This window comes from Aulosira sp. FACHB-615, from assembly GCF_014698045.1.
In the GTDB taxonomy this organism is placed as follows: domain Bacteria; phylum Cyanobacteriota; class Cyanobacteriia; order Cyanobacteriales; family Nostocaceae; genus Nostoc_B.
Genome location: NZ_JACJSE010000001.1, coordinates 201,538 through 219,456, shown reverse-complemented (window position 1 = coordinate 219,456; position 17,919 = coordinate 201,538). Strand labels below are relative to the sequence as shown.

12 protein-coding genes are annotated in these 17,919 nt (G+C 39.8%); 6 read left to right on the top strand and 6 right to left on the bottom strand.

The genetic code is table 11. The features are described from left to right. Positions 1 to 185: 185 nt before the first annotated feature. A complete protein-coding gene (locus H6G77_RS00890) occupies positions 186 to 842 on the bottom strand; it encodes an NAD(P)H-binding protein (protein ID WP_190673684.1) in 657 nt (218 codons plus the stop codon). A 172-nt stretch (positions 843 to 1,014) separates the two neighbouring features. On the opposite strand from H6G77_RS00890, the gene H6G77_RS00885 reads away from it, so the two are divergent. Further along, complete coding sequence (locus tag H6G77_RS00885) at positions 1,015 to 1,695, top strand: DUF1997 domain-containing protein (protein ID WP_190587846.1); 681 nt, start codon at positions 1,015 to 1,017, stop codon at positions 1,693 to 1,695. Positions 1,696 to 1,771: 76 nt separating this feature from the next. Here H6G77_RS00885 and H6G77_RS00880 read toward each other — a convergent pair whose 3' ends face one another. Further along, entirely contained in the window at positions 1,772 to 2,242 is a 471-nt protein-coding gene (locus tag H6G77_RS00880; RefSeq protein ID WP_190587845.1) for a DUF4079 domain-containing protein, read from the bottom strand. Between the two features lie 333 nt (positions 2,243 to 2,575). On the opposite strand from H6G77_RS00880, the gene H6G77_RS00875 reads away from it, so the two are divergent. After that, positions 2,576 to 3,853, top strand: coding sequence for an ankyrin repeat domain-containing protein (locus H6G77_RS00875; protein WP_190870590.1), 1,278 nt, complete (start codon positions 2,576 to 2,578; stop codon positions 3,851 to 3,853). 79 nt (positions 3,854 to 3,932) lie between these two features. On the opposite strand, the gene H6G77_RS00870 is transcribed toward H6G77_RS00875, so the two are convergent. The 3 genes from H6G77_RS00870 to H6G77_RS00860 form a co-directional block, all read right to left on the bottom strand. Next, positions 3,933 to 6,035, bottom strand: a complete 2,103-nt coding sequence (locus H6G77_RS00870) for a serine/threonine-protein kinase (protein WP_190870589.1) — start codon at positions 6,033 to 6,035, stop codon at positions 3,933 to 3,935. Between the two features lie 166 nt (positions 6,036 to 6,201). Beyond that, positions 6,202 to 6,864 carry a CAP domain-containing protein gene (locus H6G77_RS00865; RefSeq protein WP_190870588.1) on the bottom strand — a complete coding sequence of 221 codons (663 nt, stop codon included), beginning with the start codon at positions 6,862 to 6,864 and terminating at the stop codon, positions 6,202 to 6,204. A gap of 221 nt (positions 6,865 to 7,085) precedes the next feature. After that, positions 7,086 to 8,087: an ADP-ribosylglycohydrolase family protein gene (locus tag H6G77_RS00860; protein ID WP_242048155.1), complete on the bottom strand. Its 1,002-nt coding sequence runs from the start codon at positions 8,085 to 8,087 to the stop codon at positions 7,086 to 7,088. A gap of 606 nt (positions 8,088 to 8,693) precedes the next feature. Here H6G77_RS00860 and dnaK point away from each other — a divergent pair. Genes dnaK through H6G77_RS00840 form a run of 4 tightly spaced genes read left to right on the top strand, consistent with a single transcriptional unit; the run spans position 8,694 to position 11,531 of the window. After that, the gene (dnaK, locus tag H6G77_RS00855; RefSeq protein WP_190587841.1) at positions 8,694 to 10,595 is read left to right on the top strand and encodes a molecular chaperone DnaK; all 1,902 of its coding nucleotides are present in this window, start codon (positions 8,694 to 8,696) and stop codon (positions 10,593 to 10,595) included. Beyond that, positions 10,570 to 11,031: an acetoacetate decarboxylase gene (locus tag H6G77_RS00850; RefSeq protein ID WP_190870587.1), complete on the top strand. Its 462-nt coding sequence runs from the start codon at positions 10,570 to 10,572 to the stop codon at positions 11,029 to 11,031. The genes dnaK and H6G77_RS00850 overlap by 26 nt, the downstream gene beginning before the upstream one ends. A gap of 55 nt (positions 11,032 to 11,086) precedes the next feature. Beyond that, positions 11,087 to 11,314: a type II toxin-antitoxin system HicB family antitoxin gene (locus H6G77_RS00845; protein ID WP_190870586.1), complete on the top strand. Its 228-nt coding sequence runs from the start codon at positions 11,087 to 11,089 to the stop codon at positions 11,312 to 11,314. Next, positions 11,307 to 11,531 carry a type II toxin-antitoxin system HicA family toxin gene (locus tag H6G77_RS00840; RefSeq protein WP_190870585.1) on the top strand — a complete coding sequence of 75 codons (225 nt, stop codon included), beginning with the start codon at positions 11,307 to 11,309 and terminating at the stop codon, positions 11,529 to 11,531. The genes H6G77_RS00845 and H6G77_RS00840 overlap by 8 nt, the downstream gene beginning before the upstream one ends. Positions 11,532 to 11,555: 24 nt before the next feature. On the opposite strand, the gene H6G77_RS00835 is transcribed toward H6G77_RS00840, so the two are convergent. After that, positions 11,556 to 17,693, bottom strand: a complete 6,138-nt coding sequence (locus tag H6G77_RS00835; protein ID WP_190870584.1) for a PD40 domain-containing protein — start codon at positions 17,691 to 17,693, stop codon at positions 11,556 to 11,558. Positions 17,694 to 17,919: the final 226 nt, after the last annotated feature.

Sequence of the window (17,919 nt, the reverse complement as noted above, 5' to 3'; positions counted from 1 at the left end):
GTCGGCTAAAGTCGGGTTAAAAGTCGGACGGCTGAGTAATGAGTGATGAGTAATAAGTAGTGAGTAATGAGTGATGAGTAAATAGGGATTACACAAAATTATGAAAAAATCTACCGCAAAGTTCTCGGTGCGTTACGGCTTACGCCTAACACACCCTACTGGACTCATAACTCATTACTTCTATTTCAGCATTGCTGAAACAACTCTCCAAGTGTTTTCACACTCCCATCTGGTTTAGCAATAATCTCTACAATCTTATTGCGGGCGGCTGGTTCAAAGAGTGCTGCAACCGAAACTTGGGCAACTTTTTGGCGCGGAATACTACCATCGAATAATGTATCTGCGCTCTGCATCACGATAGCATCAGTATTATCTTCGTTTTTTAAACCGCCAGGTCGCACAATGGTATAGGTAAGACCACTTTTTTGAATGTATTCCTCGGCTTGCTTTTTCCAAACTAAAATCAACCAGAACAAATTTAAAGGATGGAATAGCAGAGATGTACACAAGGAAGAAACTAAAACAAAATGTTCAATTCCCTTGGCTTTAGCAGCATCTACTAAATTTTTTGTACCTTCAAAATCTACTTTATATGGCCCAGTTGGATCAAAACTTGGTTTTGCCCCAGTCGCACACAGCAATACAGTACTATCTCCTAAAGCACCCGCGAGACTATCTGCTTGCAACACATCACCAGCCACTAACTCCACATCAGGAGGCAAAATTGCTTTAGCTGTCTGGATATCCCGTACAAACGCCCGTACAGGAATGTTACGCGCTACTAACTCTTGGACAATGCGACGACCTGTTTCACCTGTAGCCCCAGCAACAAAAGCTTTCATAAAAACAATACCTTAAAAAACTAGTATGTGATTTATCCGTATTTTAGTAATTTCATAAAGTTTATGACAGAATGTTAAAGTTTCAGCCAAAATAGAATTTTGCCTACGAAATCACCCAAGTCACCTGGGAATCATAAACCTAGCCAAACGCCATCTCAGAGGGGAATGCTTGATGCTTTCAACAAACGGCGAATATCAGTCCTTAGATATAAAAGAAACTGTTTTACCTGTAGAAGCCAACTTAGTAGAAACTGATCATGTAGTTTCAGATACAAATTTTGACCATCAAACCCGATTTTGTGGTTGCTACAGCGATTACATGGAGATGTATGCTCCAGTAGATCAAGTTGCGGAATATCTCAATGCTCATTCGTCGTGGTTTGTACGTTGTGCTGAACCAATGAAGGTACAACCACTAGGAGAAAACGGCTATGCTTTAATTATTGGTCGTTTTGGCTCTTTTGGTTATGAAGTGGAGCCGAAAGTTGGTTTAGAACTTTTACCACCAGAAGAAGGAATATATCGCATTCGGACGATCCCCATTCCTGACTATCAAGCACCTGGTTACGATGTAGATTATCGAGCATCAATGCAATTAAAAGAGTATCCCAATGATGATACGGCGATTTCCAGTACGGTGACGCGGGTTGAATGGGATTTAGATTTAAAGGTTTATCTTCACTTTCCCAGATTTATCCAACGATTGCCCCAGTCTCTCATCCAATCTACAGGCGATCGCTTACTAAATCAAATTGTTCGGCAAGTCTCTCGCCGCTTAACCCGCAAAGTTCAAGAAGACTTTCATCAGTCTTTGGGCATACCTTTTCCTGCTAATTCTAAAAAGAAGCGTTGAATCAACTAAAGTCTGAAGTATGAATTATGAAGTCTGAAAAAATAATTTTAGACTTCATAATTCATTTGACTGTTAACTAAGCATTACTCAAAATTCTTTGTACAATCTGCACGCCAGTAATAGCCTGCCAAGTAAATAGACCTAAAATCGCAAAATTTAACAATATATGCGTGATTCTTGCCCAATTTGCGCCTTTTTGCATAAAAGGAGAGAGGGAAGCAGAAAACGCTACTAAACTAGTCATTCCTAGCCCCGCCAGTAAGTGCGGCCCGACAAATAACTTGCCGTTGTTAATATAGGTAACAGCCATCCCACCAACTGCACCAGCTACCATCAAAGCTAAGATGATAGACCCCATTTGGTAGTGTTTGATGTTAAATTTGCCTTTAATCAGTTCTTTCTTTTCTTCACCTTGAGCGTTTCTGGTACGCTGTACTTGCAATCCCAAATAAGCAGCATAAAGTGAAAGCGCCAAAAGTACCCACATGATTAGCGGGTGGAAAAAGTTAAGCCAGTATTTCACCACGGGAGACAGTTCCAGACTCATTGTGTTCTCGCTCAATTCTTAAATCTTAATAAAAATTAGCACAAGTCTAAGGGTAATTCGTAATTCGGAGTTCGTAATTTGTAATTAATTAGGCGTGATGGACTGGGTACATTATCCCGCGAAGAAATAAATTTCTTCGCCAATAGCTAAAGTCAGATTTATCTGACTAGGACAGTATTTCAGTCCGTTTCAACGGACTTGTGCTATGAGACTGAGAATTTATTCTCAGGCGGGATATGGGGTAGATGTAGATTCTCAATACCAGCCTATTGCAAAAGTACTTAAAGAATTTCAAACTATAGATGATAAAACCGCCTGGGCAGGATTTGATTCATGACGGAAAACAACGATGTCTTGCTGCTGAAGGCTGCGAAAAGTGGAGATATCAAGCGGCTGAGTGAGATTTTAGCGGCTGGTGTCAATATAGATGCGTGCGATCGCGATGGGACGACGGCATTAATGTATGCTGCTAATTTAGGCTACACCGAAATTGTGCGATCGCTTTTAGATGCCGGGGCAAATATCAACTTACCCAGAAAACGCTATGGTTTAACAGCGTTGATGTTGGCTGCAAGTAATAAACAAACAGATATTGTGCAGCTTTTAATATCTAGAGGTGCTGATGTTAATGCTATCAACGAAGATGGCAGCACCGCCTTAATGGCAGCTGCACTCAAAGGTTATATAGAAATAGTCCAAATATTACTCGCTGCTGGCGCGAAGGTAAATATTGCTGATAAAGATGATGACACTGCTTTGAAATTGGCAGTCAAACAAGGACACCTCGCGGTTGTGCAACTCGCATCACAAAATGATGCAGATGTAAATATTCAAGATGAAGATGGCGAAACACTGTTGATGATTGCGGCGGATGTGGGAAATTTAGGAATTGTCCAAGCATTGTTAGCGGCTGGCGCAGATGTTAACTTACAAAACAGCGATGGTGGTACAGCATTATTAGCGGCGGCGGCGGCTGGTAATAGTGCGATCGCTTCTGCTTTACTAGAAAAAGATGCCCAAGTGAATCTGCAAGACAAAGACGGTGAAACAGCATTACATATTGCCGTTGTGGAAGGACATCTTGAGGTAGTGCAAGTTTTACTAAGCCACGGTGCAAATGTCCAACTGAGAAATAACTTAGGCGACACACCCATATTAGTCTCTGTATTGCAAGGACACAGCCAAATTCTCGAAGCCTTGCTGCGTTCTAGTGCAAACTCATATCGAGAATTAGAAATTCCTTTAATGGCCGCCATATCCTTGGGACACACCAAAACAGTCAAAGTATTATTAGACTATGGCGCTAATCCCAATACTTTAGGGAATGATAGCCAGACAGCATTACTCAAAGCTGCTAAACGCAATGACATAGAAATCATTCAACTGTTAGTAGCCAAAGGCGCAAATGTCAATTTTCAAGACATAGCCGGAGCCACAGCATTAATGTGGGCTGCCTCTGGAGGCTACACTAAAACTGTGCAGATATTACTCCAAGCTGGTGCAAACCCCAATTTAAAAAATCGTGGTGGTTATACAGCTTTGATGCTGGCAGAATTTAACGGCTATCAAGATATCGTCAAACTTTTGCAAACAGCCGACGCACAGGAATAATTTTGTGTCTGGTGAACACTATTTTGATCAAGGTTGGGTGGAGGAACGCAAACCGACATAACTGATAAACGCTATATTTTTAATTTGAATTGGGTATTGTAGGAACGATAATGGGTTTTGATTTATCTTTGTGTAGTTGATTCTCGGCTTGATTACGTGCAGCGATCGCTTCTTGATAATCTGGTTTATATTTAATAGCTTGATTATAAGATGCGATCGCTTCTGGATAGCGGTTTAAATTGAGTAAGGCATTGCCTCGGCTGTACCAACTTTCGTAATGTTTGGGATTGTAGCGTAATGCTCGATTATAAGCTGCGATCGCTTCTGGATATTGCTGCAAATTGTATTGAGAATTACCCAAGCTGTACCACAGTTGCTCATCGTTGCGTTTAATACTGGCGGCTTTATTATATGCTGTGATGGCTTCTTGATAGCGTTGTAATTGATGTTTCGACCACCCAAGATTATACCATGCTTGGTAATTATCTGGGTCATTTTTAATGACTTGATTAAATGATTCTACGGCTTCTGCATAGCGGCGTAAGGTAATCAAAACGTTACCTCTAGATAACCAAGCTGGATAATAACTGGGCTGATATTGTACTGCTTTATCATAAGCTGTAAAAGCGTCTTCGTAGCGGTTTAAATTTACCAAAGCATTGCCACGATTATACCATGCTTGGTAATAATCAGATTTAATTTCTAAGGCTTTGTCGTACGCTGCGATCGCTTCCTCGTAATTTTTTAAATTTTGCCATGCCAAGCCTTTACTATACCAAGCTTCGACATAATCAGATTTTAAATCTATGGCTTTATCGTAAGCTTTAATTGCGTTATCGTATTGCTTTAATTCGCTAAATACTTCACCCTTCGCATTCCAAATTTCTGGGTAATCATCATGGAGTTGTAAAGCTTTATCAAAAGCTGCGATCGCTTCAGGAAATCGTTGTAATTTTTGTAAGGTAAAACCTCTACCACTCCAAGCATCTAGATAATCTGGCTGAATTTGAATTGCTTTTTCATAAGCCGCCAAAGCAGCATCATATTGTTTTAATTTAAATAATGTCTTACCCTGTCCATTCCAGCCTTGAGCATAATCCGGTCTAATTTCTACTGCTTGTTTATAGGCAGATAAAGCATCTTGATAGCGTTGCAATTCAAATAGTGTATTTCCTTGTTTGGATAATTCTACAGCATTGTTAGCATTAATTCTATTAACCACAAATAAAGCAGCTATCCCAGTGATAGTTAAAAGAAAAATCGCCCACAATAACTTGATCAATAAATTTTTACTATGCTTTTTCAGGTTGAGATTTTTTTGTAAAATTCCTGGAGATATATTGATGGTTTGCTTTTCCGGCTGAATAAGATTTTTTAAAGCTGCTAATGCTATTGTTGCTGAAGCATAACGTTGCCGAAAATCATAACAAACCATTTTATTTAAAAATCGCGCCAAATCTGGCGAAACCTGCACTTTGTTTTCCCAGATAATTTCATTCGTTTCAGCATCTTTTTCTAACTCTTCAGCAGGTATTCCCGTCAAAGCTTGAATAGCAATTACACCCACAGCATAGATATCACTGCTAAATTTTGGTGTACCTTGGGCTTGTTCGCTAGGGAGATAACCAGGAGTACCAATAGCAACGGTAGCCTTTGTTTGTCCTTCGGGCGTTACTACTTGGGTCGTAATTTGTTTGACAGCCCCAAAATCAATTAAAATCAATTTGCTATCAGCGTCCCGGCGGAGTAAATTCCGGGGATTGATATCACGATGAATGACATTTTGTTGATGAACAAATTCTAAGATTTCGAGTATTTCTTGTAAGAGTAAGATAACTTGGTCTTGACTCAGAGTTTTTCCGGCAACTAACTCTTTACTTAAATCATGACCGGGGATAAATTCTTGAACAAGATAGAATTCGGCATTTTCTTCAAAATAAGCTAACAGTTGAGGAATGCGATCGTATATGCCTAGTTTATACAGAACTTGCGCTTCTGTATCAAATAACCGCCTAGCTATCTCTAAGGTGGCTGCATTGCTAACTTGGGGTTTGAGTTGTTTGACAACACATTGTGGTGAACCAGGAAGTTGAGTATCACAAGCTACAAAAGTTTCACCAAATCCTCCACCTCCCAAATAGCTAATAATTTGGTATCTTCCCACAAGTGTGTTTCCCAACATTTTTGTTTGCCTAGCTAAATGCAACGCAGTCTGATTCCAATATTGCCACAGGGAAAAGTGTGAAGTGTGAAGTATGAAGCATGAAATTTTGTCTTGTGGCTAAGTACAGGAGAAAAAATCAGAGATTCTCAAAAAAACTATCGATTTGGATAAGTTGTGGGAGATTTTAATCGCTAAACATTTGGACTGCATAAATTTGGCCATTTTTGCCAACAGCTATACCATAGCCAAATTTTTTATATTCACGTCGCAGGAGATTTTGGCGGTGACTATTGCTGTACATCCAACCGCGTTGAAAATCTTCGACTTTACCGTAAGTGAAACCTAAGCCTTGCACACTATCTTTGATAATATTTTCGCCCACTGCCACACGTCGATTACCGCCAACTTGAATGTAGCGATCGCGGGGATTTTTCCCATCTAAAGAAATATGATTAAAATACTGCCGCTCTAGCATATCTTGGGCGTGGAATTGTGCGGCGAGTGACAGTAAAGAATCTGCCGTTAAAGGTTTTAACTTATTTAAAGTGCGATCGCGATTGACTAATTCTAAAGCAAACTTTCTTAACTCTGGCTCAGAACGCAACTGTTCCGCATTCCAAATGGTAACTTGCGGTCGGCCGATTTTCCAATCAGCACCACCATTACCGTTATACAGACCTTGTTTGAGTAGTCCAAAGGGAGAAAGTTCTGTCCAAAAATAATTAATATCGATTGGATCTCCCCGCAAAGCCTGACGAATAAAATAGGTAGTTGGTCTAAATGCCAAAATCAGCATCAATAGAACAACGTATTTCCACCAAACGTTGACTTTGCGTTTTGTATCCATTGCCTTGATTTAAAATGAGCGACGCACAAACTACTTAAACAGTTTTACACATACCTATTAACCAATTAAGTAACAATTTAGCACTGATGATTGCGTGATAGCGATCGCAGTATCAAGGAGGTAGGAGAAAATCGCCATATTCAGGGATTGAACCCTGAGCGCAGTCGTTCGCGTTAGCGTCTCCGACAGGAGAAGGGTTCACCAGGACACAGATTTCCAAGTTAATCCCAGAATTCACCCAAAGCCGCCAATTGGTCACGGTATTCAATCCGAATGACCCAATCTTCAGGCCATGCAGCCATTCCTAAATATGCTCCAGCAAAAGCACCTGCTAAACAAGCAATTGAGTCAGAGTCGCCTGCGGTGAGTGCAGCACGTCGTACTGCGGCTAACGGTGCTTCTGGAAAAAACAAAAAGCATAATAAACCTGTAGCAAAAGCTTCCTCAGCTACCCAGCCTTCGCCTATAGCCAAACAGGGGTCAATATCGCGCTTGGGGTTGACTAATGCTGCATCCAGACGGTCAAGCACTGCTAAACACTCATCCCAACCACGACTAATAAATTCTGTTGGTGTATTAATGCCTGGACGCTGCCATAAATTCCCCAGCCAATCAGCATGATAAACTGAACGCTGACTTAAGGCATAGTTGCGAAGATAAGCAGAACATTCTTGCGGTTCACCGCCCTTGACAAGATAAGTAATTGCTGCTGCGGTTAAATCAGAAGCTGCCAAGGCAGTTGGATGACCATGCGTTAATGCGGCTTGAAATTGAGCCACCGCCGCGCGGACTGTATCATCTGTGGGTAATAAACCTACAGGCACAACACGCATATTCGCACCACAGCCTTTAGAATTTGGCCTAGTTGCTTGCTGCCAAGGTAAACCTGCTTCCAAATATTCACAAGCCTGTAAGCAAGTCATTCCCGGAGCGCGATTATTGTCGGGACTGTGTAACCACTCCACAAAAGTACGTCTAAGAACAGGTTCCAAATTAGCTAAACTCAAGTTTGCAGCATCAACCTCAACTAAAGCTTGTGCCACTGCCAATGTCATTTGTGTGTCATCGGTGACGCGTACAGGATTACCCACAATTTCTTGCGGCCCATTTGGCGGAAAGCGACGACGAATTTCTTCCACACTTAAAAATTCTGTAGCAGCACCCAAAGCATCACCACAGGCAAGCCCAAATAAACATCCAGAGGCACGACGCATAACTAACATTTTTTAATTACATTTTTAATACATAAACCCTACAAAATCTACCCTTACCTAAGTTAAAAATTCAGCACCAAATTTGTCTGTTTCAACTGGGTGTAAGGGTTTAAAGGGGTGAGCGTATAAGTTTTTTGAACACTTACACTCTTTTTCCAACCTTTGATTTTATTTTCTTAGGTAACTCCTATAAGTATCCGCATTTTGACTGAATTTATTAGCCCAGGAATCCTTTTATAGCTCACTAATTCTCTGTATCTCTGGAGTTAATGTTGTTTAAAGACGGCAAACACCACATGGTGATTACGGTTCACCCTAATTACTCAATGTATTAATTCTCATAAATTAGACGAAGTGAAAGCAAATTAATCCATGAACCAACTAGACAAAACTTTAAAATTAACCGTCCCAAAGCAGGTTCGGGAAACCACCCTTCATGGACTGGCTATACAAGCTCAGTATATATATCAGCAGAAATTGGGGCTATAACCCCAACACAATCGAGCTAAAGGTCATCAATGCTGAAGTAACTGCTTTCATAAAATCAGTTGGTTCAAGATTTAGTCCTTATATTCCCATTCATTCATTTGTAGTTATACGGAGCCAGCACCTAACATGGCAAAAGTAGTTGGAATTGACTTAGGAACAACTAACTCCTGCGTGGCAGTGATGGAAGGTGGTAAACCCACGGTTATTGCTAACGCAGAAGGTTTTCGCACAACACCATCAGTAGTAGCATTTGCGAAAAATGGCGACACCTTGGTAGGACAAATTGCCAAGCGCCAAGCGGTGATGAACCCCGAAAACACTTTTTACTCAGTTAAGCGGTTCATTGGTCGCCGCTTTGACGAAGTTACTAACGAAGCTACAGAAGTTTCTTATAAAGTGTTGAGCAGTGGCGGTAACGTCAAGCTAGACTCTCCCGGCGCTGGTAAACAATTCGCTCCCGAAGAAATTTCCGCGAAAGTTCTGCGTAAACTCGTTGAAGACGCAAGCAAATATCTGGGTGAAACTGTTACCCAAGCTGTAATCACTGTTCCTGCTTACTTCAACGACTCTCAACGCCAAGCTACCAAAGACGCTGGTAAAATCGCTGGTATTGAAGTACTGCGGATTATTAACGAACCTACCGCCGCTTCTTTGGCTTACGGCTTTGATAAGAAGAGCAACGAAACTATCCTGGTATTTGACTTGGGTGGTGGTACATTCGACGTATCCGTCCTAGAAGTCGGCGACGGTGTATTTGAAGTATTAGCAACCTCTGGTGATACTCACCTTGGTGGTGACGACTTCGATAAGAAAATTGTGGATTTCTTAGCAGAACAGTTCCGCAAAGACGAAGGTATTGACCTCCGCAAAGACAGACAAGCACTGCAACGTTTAACTGAAGCTGCTGAAAAAGCCAAAATTGAACTTTCCAGCGTGACTCAAGCGGAAATTAACTTACCGTTCATCACCGCTACCCAGGACGGGCCAAAGCACCTGGATACGACGCTGACTCGCGCTAAGTTTGAAGAACTTTGTGCTGACTTGATTGACCGTTGCCGTATTCCTGTAGAGAATGCGCTCCGCGATGCTAAGTTAAGCAAAAATGACATCGATGAAGTTGTCCTCGTTGGTGGTTCTACCCGTATCCCCGCAGTCCAAGAATTGGTAAAACGAGCTTTGGGTAAAGACCCTAACCAAAGCGTTAACCCTGATGAAGTGGTAGCTGTTGGTGCTGCGATTCAAGGAGGTGTATTGGGTGGTGAAGTTACAGGTATCTTGTTGTTAGACGTAACACCATTGTCCTTGGGTGTAGAAACCTTGGGTGGTGTAATGACCAAGATTATTCCCCGCAACACCACAATTCCTACCAAGAAATCAGAAGTATTCTCTACTGCTGTTGATGGTCAAACCAACGTAGAAATTCACGTCCTCCAAGGTGAACGGGAATTTGCTAACGACAACAAGAGTTTGGGAACTTTCCGCCTTGATGGTATTCCTCCCGCACCCCGTGGTGTACCTCAAATCGAAGTTGTATTCGATATTGACGCTAACGGTATCCTCAACGTTACCGCTAAGGACAAAGGTACTGGTAAAGAACAGTCCATCAGCATTACTGGTGCTTCTACCTTAGATAAGTCTGACGTTGACCGGATGGTGCGCGAAGCAGAACAAAACGCTTCTGCTGACAAAGACCGTCGTGAGAAAATTGACCGCAAGAACCAAGCTGACTCTTTAGCATACCAAGCTGAAAAGCAACTGCAAGAATTAGGTGATAAAGTTCCTGCTGCTGATAAAGCCAAGGTTGAAGGTTTGGTGAGAGACCTGCGGGAAGCTGTTGCGAAAGAAGATGATGAGCAAATCACCAAGCTGATGCCAGAATTGCAACAAGCACTGTTCGCAGTTGGTAGCAATATCTATCAACAAGCTGGTGGTGCTGCGCCTGGTGCTGAACCTCAAGATGGCGGTACTTCTAGTTCTTCCGGTGGTGGTGATGATGTAATTGATGCAGATTTCACTGAAAGCAAATAATTCTCCCAATATAGTAGGGAATGATGAGAAATTCCCTACTCAGTATTCCCATCCACGCATTCGCCTGGGTGGGGATTTTTTTATGTGGGGATTTGGTATGGCAGATTTTACTTGGGAAGACGATCAGCGAGTGATGGTACGTCAGGGCGATCGCAATTTGTGTACTCTGAATTATACTCAGCAAAGTTTGGCTTGGCGACAACGGTTGACTGGTTCCTCCTTTAGTGTTCAGGGTGTTGATTTACTCAAATTTTTGGCGGAATGTGAGGCGCGGTTGGGTTTGATTAGTTCCCAATTAGAAATCCCTGGTGAAAGCCCTTTTGCGGGTATAGGTTTAGGTCAGCCTTTTTTAACTGGGCGTGCTGAACAGATGAAATTAAAGGTTGTACATCCTGAAGTGGTGGGACAAAGAGCGAGTGAGGTGATTTCTCGGTAAAATGGCGATCGCAGTTATCATCATTATTAGTAGGATACTCAACTAAAAATAAAAAATGAAGCAGAAACGGCAACTGACTGCCATTATTGAGCGTGAGGGGGATGGGTATGTAGCACTCTGTCCAGAACTCGATATTGCTAGTCAAGGCGACACAATTGAAGAAGCGCGGAGTAATTTAGTTGAAGCGTTAGAATTATTTTTTGAAACTGCTCACCCCTCGGAAATTCAAGAGAGATTGCATACCGAAGTATTTGTCACGCAGCTAGAGGTGAGTGTTGGGTAAATTGCGTGTTCTTTCTGGTCGAGAAGTCTGTCAAATTTTAGAGCAGTATGGCTTTGTGCAAGTACGCCAACGTGGAAGTCATATTATTATGCAGCTACAGACAGAAGATTCTACCATCACTGTTCCTGTGCCTGATCATGAAGAACTCCGCGTTGGGACGCTCAAGTCTATTGTTCGCCAGTCAGGATTACCCCGAACTCTTTTTGAAGTAAATTAATATAGTTAGCGATCGCGCTCACCATTACTTTTGATTGTAGATGTCATCACAGAGGTGGCGATCGCTTTCCGCTTTTGGATTATTCTGGAGATAATCACGCGCTGCATCACAACCCTGCTTGAGGAGTTGATTTAAGTCTAAATCCCAAACAGAAATTCCGTTATCACCAGTAGCAGAAGCAATACTCTTACCATCTGGACTGAAACTCACGCTACTTTTGCCAAAACGCTCATAAGTGCTTAATAAAATGCCGTCAATACTCCAAATTTTGACTGTTTTATAGTCTGCTGAAGCAATCATTTTGCTATCTGGGCTAAAACTGATGCTTGTAACAGGATAGTCATTATTTAGAGTAGTGATTTCTTGATTATTCAGACTCCAAATTTTTACAGTGTTATCTCTACTAGCAGAGGCAATTAACTTACCATCTGGACTAAAACTCACATTTGTAACAACGTTACCATGCTCTTCAAAAGATTTAACTACTTCGCCATTTGGTTGCCAAACTTTAACAGTTGTATCATCACTAGCAGAAGCAATCAGCTTCCCGTCTGGGCTAAAGCTGACGCTGTTTACGTTGTCTTTATGCTCTTTAAATGTACTGAGCAGCCTGCCGTCACGCTGCCAAATTTTTACAGTGTTATCTTTACTAGCTGAGGCTATTAATTTGCTATCAGGACTAATAGCAAGACTTGTTATTTGATTGCTATGCCCTTTAATAGAATTTAATAAATGTGCTTCTTTGTTTACCTTTTTTGGAATTTGCCATATTTTTACTGTGTCTATACTACTATTAGTTGATATTATGTTTTGGTTAACATTATAAATGCCTTTAACCAAATTACCTAATTTATTTATATACTTAGCAGTCGATACTTTTTTACTTGTATTACTATCAAATTTCCATAATCCTAGTTGATTTTCTTGGGTACGAGTTATTAATATATCACTATCAAATATTAGAGGCGTATCGTAACTTTGATTTTCAGGATTATCGGACTTTAAACGTTTAACTTTACTGTTATCCCAAGTGTTTATACTTTTAATAAAATGTCCATCTGTATGCCATATTTCGATTGTATTTTGATTGGTTGTTATGGCTAACTTTTTGCTATCTGAACTGAAAGTTATGGTTTTAGCTGTAGCTTTTTTAGTTTTTAACTGAATAGTATTAAGAATTATGCCATTACGTTTCCAGAGCTTGATAATATTTTTTTCTTCTCTTGTAACTATAATTTGTCCATCAGGGCTAATTTGATATCCTTGTTTATTAACACTATCAAATTTTGAAATAAAAGAACCATTCGCTGTCCAGAATTTTATTTGCTGATCATCTTGATAAACTATTGCTTGAGGCTTACCTATAAAATAAGGAGTTTGGTAACTGTATTTTTCAATATCGACATCAGAGTATGGCAAAGTTGTGATAAAAGTTCCATTAGTATTCCATAGTTCTAATCTGAGCTTCTTTTCTTCTTCTTGTTTAAAAAAAATTAACCTCTCTCCATAATCACTGAAATTAACTGAATCCGAAAATACAGAATTAATATTTTTGATTTCTTTACCACTTTTATGTATGAATTTTATTTTGTTTTGACCTGCAAGAATTAAAATATCGCCATTATGATTAAATCCCACTAATGTATAGTTACTATAACCATTCAAGCTCTTAATCAAATTACCATTACGTCGCCAAATGTTGATAATCTGATTTTTACCATCATTTAATGTTGCTAGAGTTTCACTATCTGAGCTAAAAATTATGCTACTCACCCTATGTTTAATGCCTTTAAGCGTGGAAATATGCTTGCCATCACTTGTTAATAATTCGACATGATTATCATCTTTGACTAATGCAATAGTTTGTCCATCAGGACTAAAACTTCCTGATACTATATTCCCCTGAAGAGTTTTCACAAAATTCCCATCTTTTCGCCACAATTGCACTAGAATATCTTCACTAGCTGTAACTAATGTCTGGTTATTTGGACCAAAGCTAAACTCTGAATTATCTCCTGGTAGAGTGGTTCTGAGAATATTATCTTGCTGCCATAATTGTACTTTATCACTAACAAAAGCTATTAACTGACTGTCAGGACTAAAACTTATGTTTAATCCTGAATATGTATTAGGGCTTTTAAAATTATTGTTTTTTTGAATGTTCCAGAGTTTTACAGTTCTATCCTCGCTTCCAGATGCCACCATTTGAAGGTCAGGACTAATACTGATGCTAGTGATTTTATTTCTGTGTCCTGTCAGATCAAAAGTTAGTGTAGGCGCTTGTTCGTCAGTTTTGTCAGTGTTGTATATTGTCACCCTTGTGGAATCAGAATAAACAGTAGCTAAAGCAATAGTTTTACCATCAAGACCAAAACGTACACGTTGACCTCCAAATGCAAAAAATGTGTTTAGCAAGGAACCATTGCGTCGCCAAAGCTTTAACTCATCGTTCTCTTCTACTGAAGCAATTATCTGACTATCAGGGCTAAAAACAACCTGATTAACAGAATTTTTAAATTTTAAGTTCTGAATTGGTTGGGCATCCAAATTCCAGAGTTTTACTGTATTGTCTTGACTGCTAGAAGCAATTAGCTGACCATCAGGGCTGAAGCTAACGCTGCTAATACTGTCTTGATGCCCACGAAATATCTTTAGTTCTTTACCATCCAAACTCCAAAGTTTAATAGTTTTGTCTTTACTAGCAGTAAGTAATTTTTGACCATCAGGACTAAAACTAACATTAGTAATTTCTTCTTCATGTGCTTGAAAATTGAAGTTTTTTTCATTTGGATTTTTGAGATTCTTGAGTATTACTTTGCCATCCACACTACCAGCAACTATTATTTGAGAATCAGGGCTAAAGTCAATGTAGGTAATTTTCTTATCCAGAACTGAAGAACTAAATATTTCTTTACCATCTCGACTCCATATTTTTAAAGTGCCATCAGCACTGCCAGAAACTATTTTTTGCCCATCATGACTAAAACTTACCTTAGTAACACTGTCAGCATTACCTTCTAAGGTATTAACTTCTCGTATGGTATAAACTACATCTTGTAAAGCAGTCTTGACCTGCATTTCTGTCTCTGGTTTTACGCCTATTGACCACCATTGTTTTAGTCGTTTGCCAGCTTTGATAGTTTCTATTAGTGCTTCTAAATCTCGATTTGAATTCAGCTTGCTTTTTGCATTGCTACTTATAGCAAGCAGTTGGGCATTATTCTGATTAATGAATATTAACGGTAAAAATATTGCCAATGCACCTGCTATAGTTCCTAGTGAGACTTTCCAAAGTAAGCCGCGACGTGTTTCTAGTAGTTGTTGTTTGAGAACTTCGTTTAATTTGGCTTCTGTTAACTTGCGTTGTTCCCGTTCTTTTTCTAGTTCTTTAATTAATCTTTCTGATTGTTGTTGACGAACAAAGGGAACTAAATAATCATGAACTAGTTGATAGCGGTCTGCGGGAATTGCTGGGACTTTAAATATTAGCCCTGATTTAATTAATATTTCTAAAATTAAGTCGAGTTTTTCAGGTTTGACTTCTAATTCTAATTCTAAATCGGCGCGATTTTTTAGAGGACGCAAGTTGTTTTCATCTGTGAGTAGATATAACACTAGTTTGGATATTTGCTCATTTTCTGTACCGCAGTCTTGAACAATTTCTTCTAAAAAGCGTCCGACAAATTTTTCTTTAGGGCCTTGTTCTTGATATTGTTCTAGTTTAGTAATTCTTTCAGTTTGGAGTTGCACACCTACAACTTGCAATTCAATTGGACGGACTTCTCCTAAGTCTCTAGCTAAATCTTTGACTAATTCATCTACGAGTGATGGTTCAAAGACAAATGGGGTTTTAACTGTCAGGATGTGGATAACTGCTCTAGCATCTTCTGGGGAAAAGTTATCTAAATAATAGAGAATATCTTTGTCGAGGATATTGTTGTTAATTACTTCAAAATCAGCTAATCGATTGTTACACTCTAAAAGATAGTATAAGTAATCTTCGCGCAAGGATAAAATAACTTTTACAAAAGGAATATCTAAGCATTCGCGTAAAAATTCATAAAACGGTTTTCTACTAGCCGGATCTTTGTAAACGAAGAAAAATTCTTCAAATTGGTCAAAAATTAAGACTGTTACTAAGTTGTAATCATCATGTTTGACAAATTGATCTAAGATAGAATTTTTATCATTAAAAATAGGTATTTCTTCGCCTTCATAAGGTTTGAGAGCGAAAGGAGTTAAATTAGCGATCGCCTCCCTTAATCTATCTCCTAATTCTCTCAACCAACCTGGATAAACTTGCTGCAAAATAGGCAAAACATCACGCGTTCCAATTGGCTTTTGTTTTAAGGCGGGAATTAACCCAGCTTGCAAAATTGAACTTTTACCTACACCAGATTGTCCATGAATAATTGTCAGTTTATGGTCGTGGCGACCCATACGTTCAATCAAACGGTTTATATCTGATTGTCTCCCAGATGCGGCAATTTCTTGTGCGACTGTATCTGATTTTTCAGCTAATGCTAAGGCTGGGTTATTTACTTGCTGCTGTGGTTGCAATCTCCCCGCACCAATAAAGGCACGATAACTATATTGTTGTTCAATAGAACGCCGATATTGCTTAATATTAAATGCTGTTAAATATTCACCTTTTTTAAAATAGTTGTCTCGTAATTGGGCTAAAATGCCAATATAAAGCTCTGGATCGTATTGAGCTTTAGTGTCAGTTTTGGCAATTTCTAAGGTTTGCAATGCTAATTCTGGTTGATTGAGTGCAGCTTGCGATCGCCCCAATGCAAACAAGTACCAACCACGATGATAAGAGTTTTCCCATTCTAAATCTGCCTTAGTTTCTTCACTAACTGGCTGCTGTATATTTCTTTGATAGTTGTCTAGCAAATTTAGCGCCTGTTCAGCAGCAGCTTTGGCTGTATCTGGCATTGATTTGGCCAGTGCTACCTCAGCTTTGAAACTATATGCTCTTGCAAGTTTCAACGGATGCTCATAAATTTGATGCAACGTTAAGGCTTTGTTGGCTACAGCTTCTAATTCATCCCAACGCTGGAGTTGTTGCAAAACTACTCCCAAGGCGTTGATGAATTTAGCTACTAAGTCTCGGCGATTTGCTTGCTCAAAGACTGCAACACATTTTTGAAGATATTCAGTAGAAGTAGCACGAGAACTTTCTTGTTCGGGGAGATACAGCACCGCAAATGTACTCCACCATATACCCAAGGAATAAAGTACCGCCGCATGACGTTCTAAAAATTGATCAGTTTGTTCAAACAGTGCTAAACTGCGCTCGTAATGTTGTCGAGACTCTTCCATAAAATTAGCAGTAGCTCGACCAAGCATAAATTCCAAGCTGGCTTCGAGTTCTAAAGAAAGACTCAAGCGACGATTTTGTAATTCATTGGCTGCGGCTTCTAACTCCACTCGGCGAGACGAACCAATTTGTAAATTGAGTGCAACTTGATCAAGATATCTCCCCGCACCCGCAGCTAAAACTTTAGTAAAGATTTCATCGGCTGTTTGCTCAATAAAATTAATTAAATCAGCACTGGCGATCGCAGATTCGATGAGTTCTTCGTTAATCACATCTAAAATACTTTTGGTACGAGGGCCAAGATATTCGCGTAACTTGCTGCGAAACTCTGGACTATTTTTGGCCTTCGCGGTAATTTTACCAATCCCAATTGTGAACTCTGCCGACCATTCAAGTTCTACCTGCACCAGTTTGGCTGCGCCTTCGATAATTTTCTTTAAACCTCTGGGTTCAGGAATTTTGAGTTGTTTTTCTAGAGTGTCCAGACTTTCGGTAACACGACGAGCGATCGCCAGTAAAATATCACCAATATCAACATCGCTCATTTCCAAGTCTTGGCTAGACTCAAAATATGCCACTTGGTAGCCTACTGCTTCTAATTCAGCTTTGAGTCTGAGTAATTCTGTAGATTTACCACAGCCGATATGTCCGGTAAATAGTTCACACGTCGGCTCATGTGGCGAAAAAAACGTAATATTTTCTTTTAGCTCCTCAATAATCCTGCCACCACGAACTGAGGAGAAATCAATATAATATTTACGATCCTCAGCGTTTTCCACCGCCAAGGTCTTGCTAGGGTTGCACGCTTGGTAAAACTTCTGCAAATCCAGTGTCATCAAATACCTCATAACAAGGCTCCCTCTTTAGTTTATACAAAAGCCTATGTACAAATTTCTAAAAATTTTTAAGTAATTCTTACATACTGAGGAAATACGTAAGAACGCTCTGAAGTGCTTGTGTTTAGTCCAATTTTCCGTTACCTATGCGTAAGTCCCAATAATCTGAATAAATTGCTCGTCAGCTTGATTAGATAAAGCCATCTGGTTTGGGAATAATAAGTCC

What these genes read in the sequence shown, in the direction of transcription:
- H6G77_RS00890 (WP_190673684.1), bottom strand. Translation starts at nt 842, where the DNA reads ATGAAAGCTTTTGTTGCTGGGGCTACAGGTGAAACAGGTCGTCGCATT.
- H6G77_RS00885 (WP_190587846.1), top strand. Translation starts at nt 1,015, where the DNA reads ATGCTTTCAACAAACGGCGAATATCAGTCCTTAGATATAAAAGAAACT.
- H6G77_RS00880 (WP_190587845.1), bottom strand. Translation starts at nt 2,242, where the DNA reads ATGAGTCTGGAACTGTCTCCCGTGGTGAAATACTGGCTTAACTTTTTC.
- H6G77_RS00875 (WP_190870590.1), top strand. Translation starts at nt 2,576, where the DNA reads ATGACGGAAAACAACGATGTCTTGCTGCTGAAGGCTGCGAAAAGTGGA.
- H6G77_RS00870 (WP_190870589.1), bottom strand. Translation starts at nt 6,035, where the DNA reads ATGTTGGGAAACACACTTGTGGGAAGATACCAAATTATTAGCTATTTG.
- H6G77_RS00865 (WP_190870588.1), bottom strand. Translation starts at nt 6,864, where the DNA reads ATGGATACAAAACGCAAAGTCAACGTTTGGTGGAAATACGTTGTTCTA.
- H6G77_RS00860 (WP_242048155.1), bottom strand. Translation starts at nt 8,087, where the DNA reads ATGTTAGTTATGCGTCGTGCCTCTGGATGTTTATTTGGGCTTGCCTGT.
- dnaK (WP_190587841.1), top strand. Translation starts at nt 8,694, where the DNA reads ATGGCAAAAGTAGTTGGAATTGACTTAGGAACAACTAACTCCTGCGTG.
- H6G77_RS00850 (WP_190870587.1), top strand. Translation starts at nt 10,570, where the DNA reads ATGCAGATTTCACTGAAAGCAAATAATTCTCCCAATATAGTAGGGAAT.
- H6G77_RS00845 (WP_190870586.1), top strand. Translation starts at nt 11,087, where the DNA reads ATGAAGCAGAAACGGCAACTGACTGCCATTATTGAGCGTGAGGGGGAT.
- H6G77_RS00835 (WP_190870584.1), bottom strand. Translation starts at nt 17,693, where the DNA reads ATGACACTGGATTTGCAGAAGTTTTACCAAGCGTGCAACCCTAGCAAG.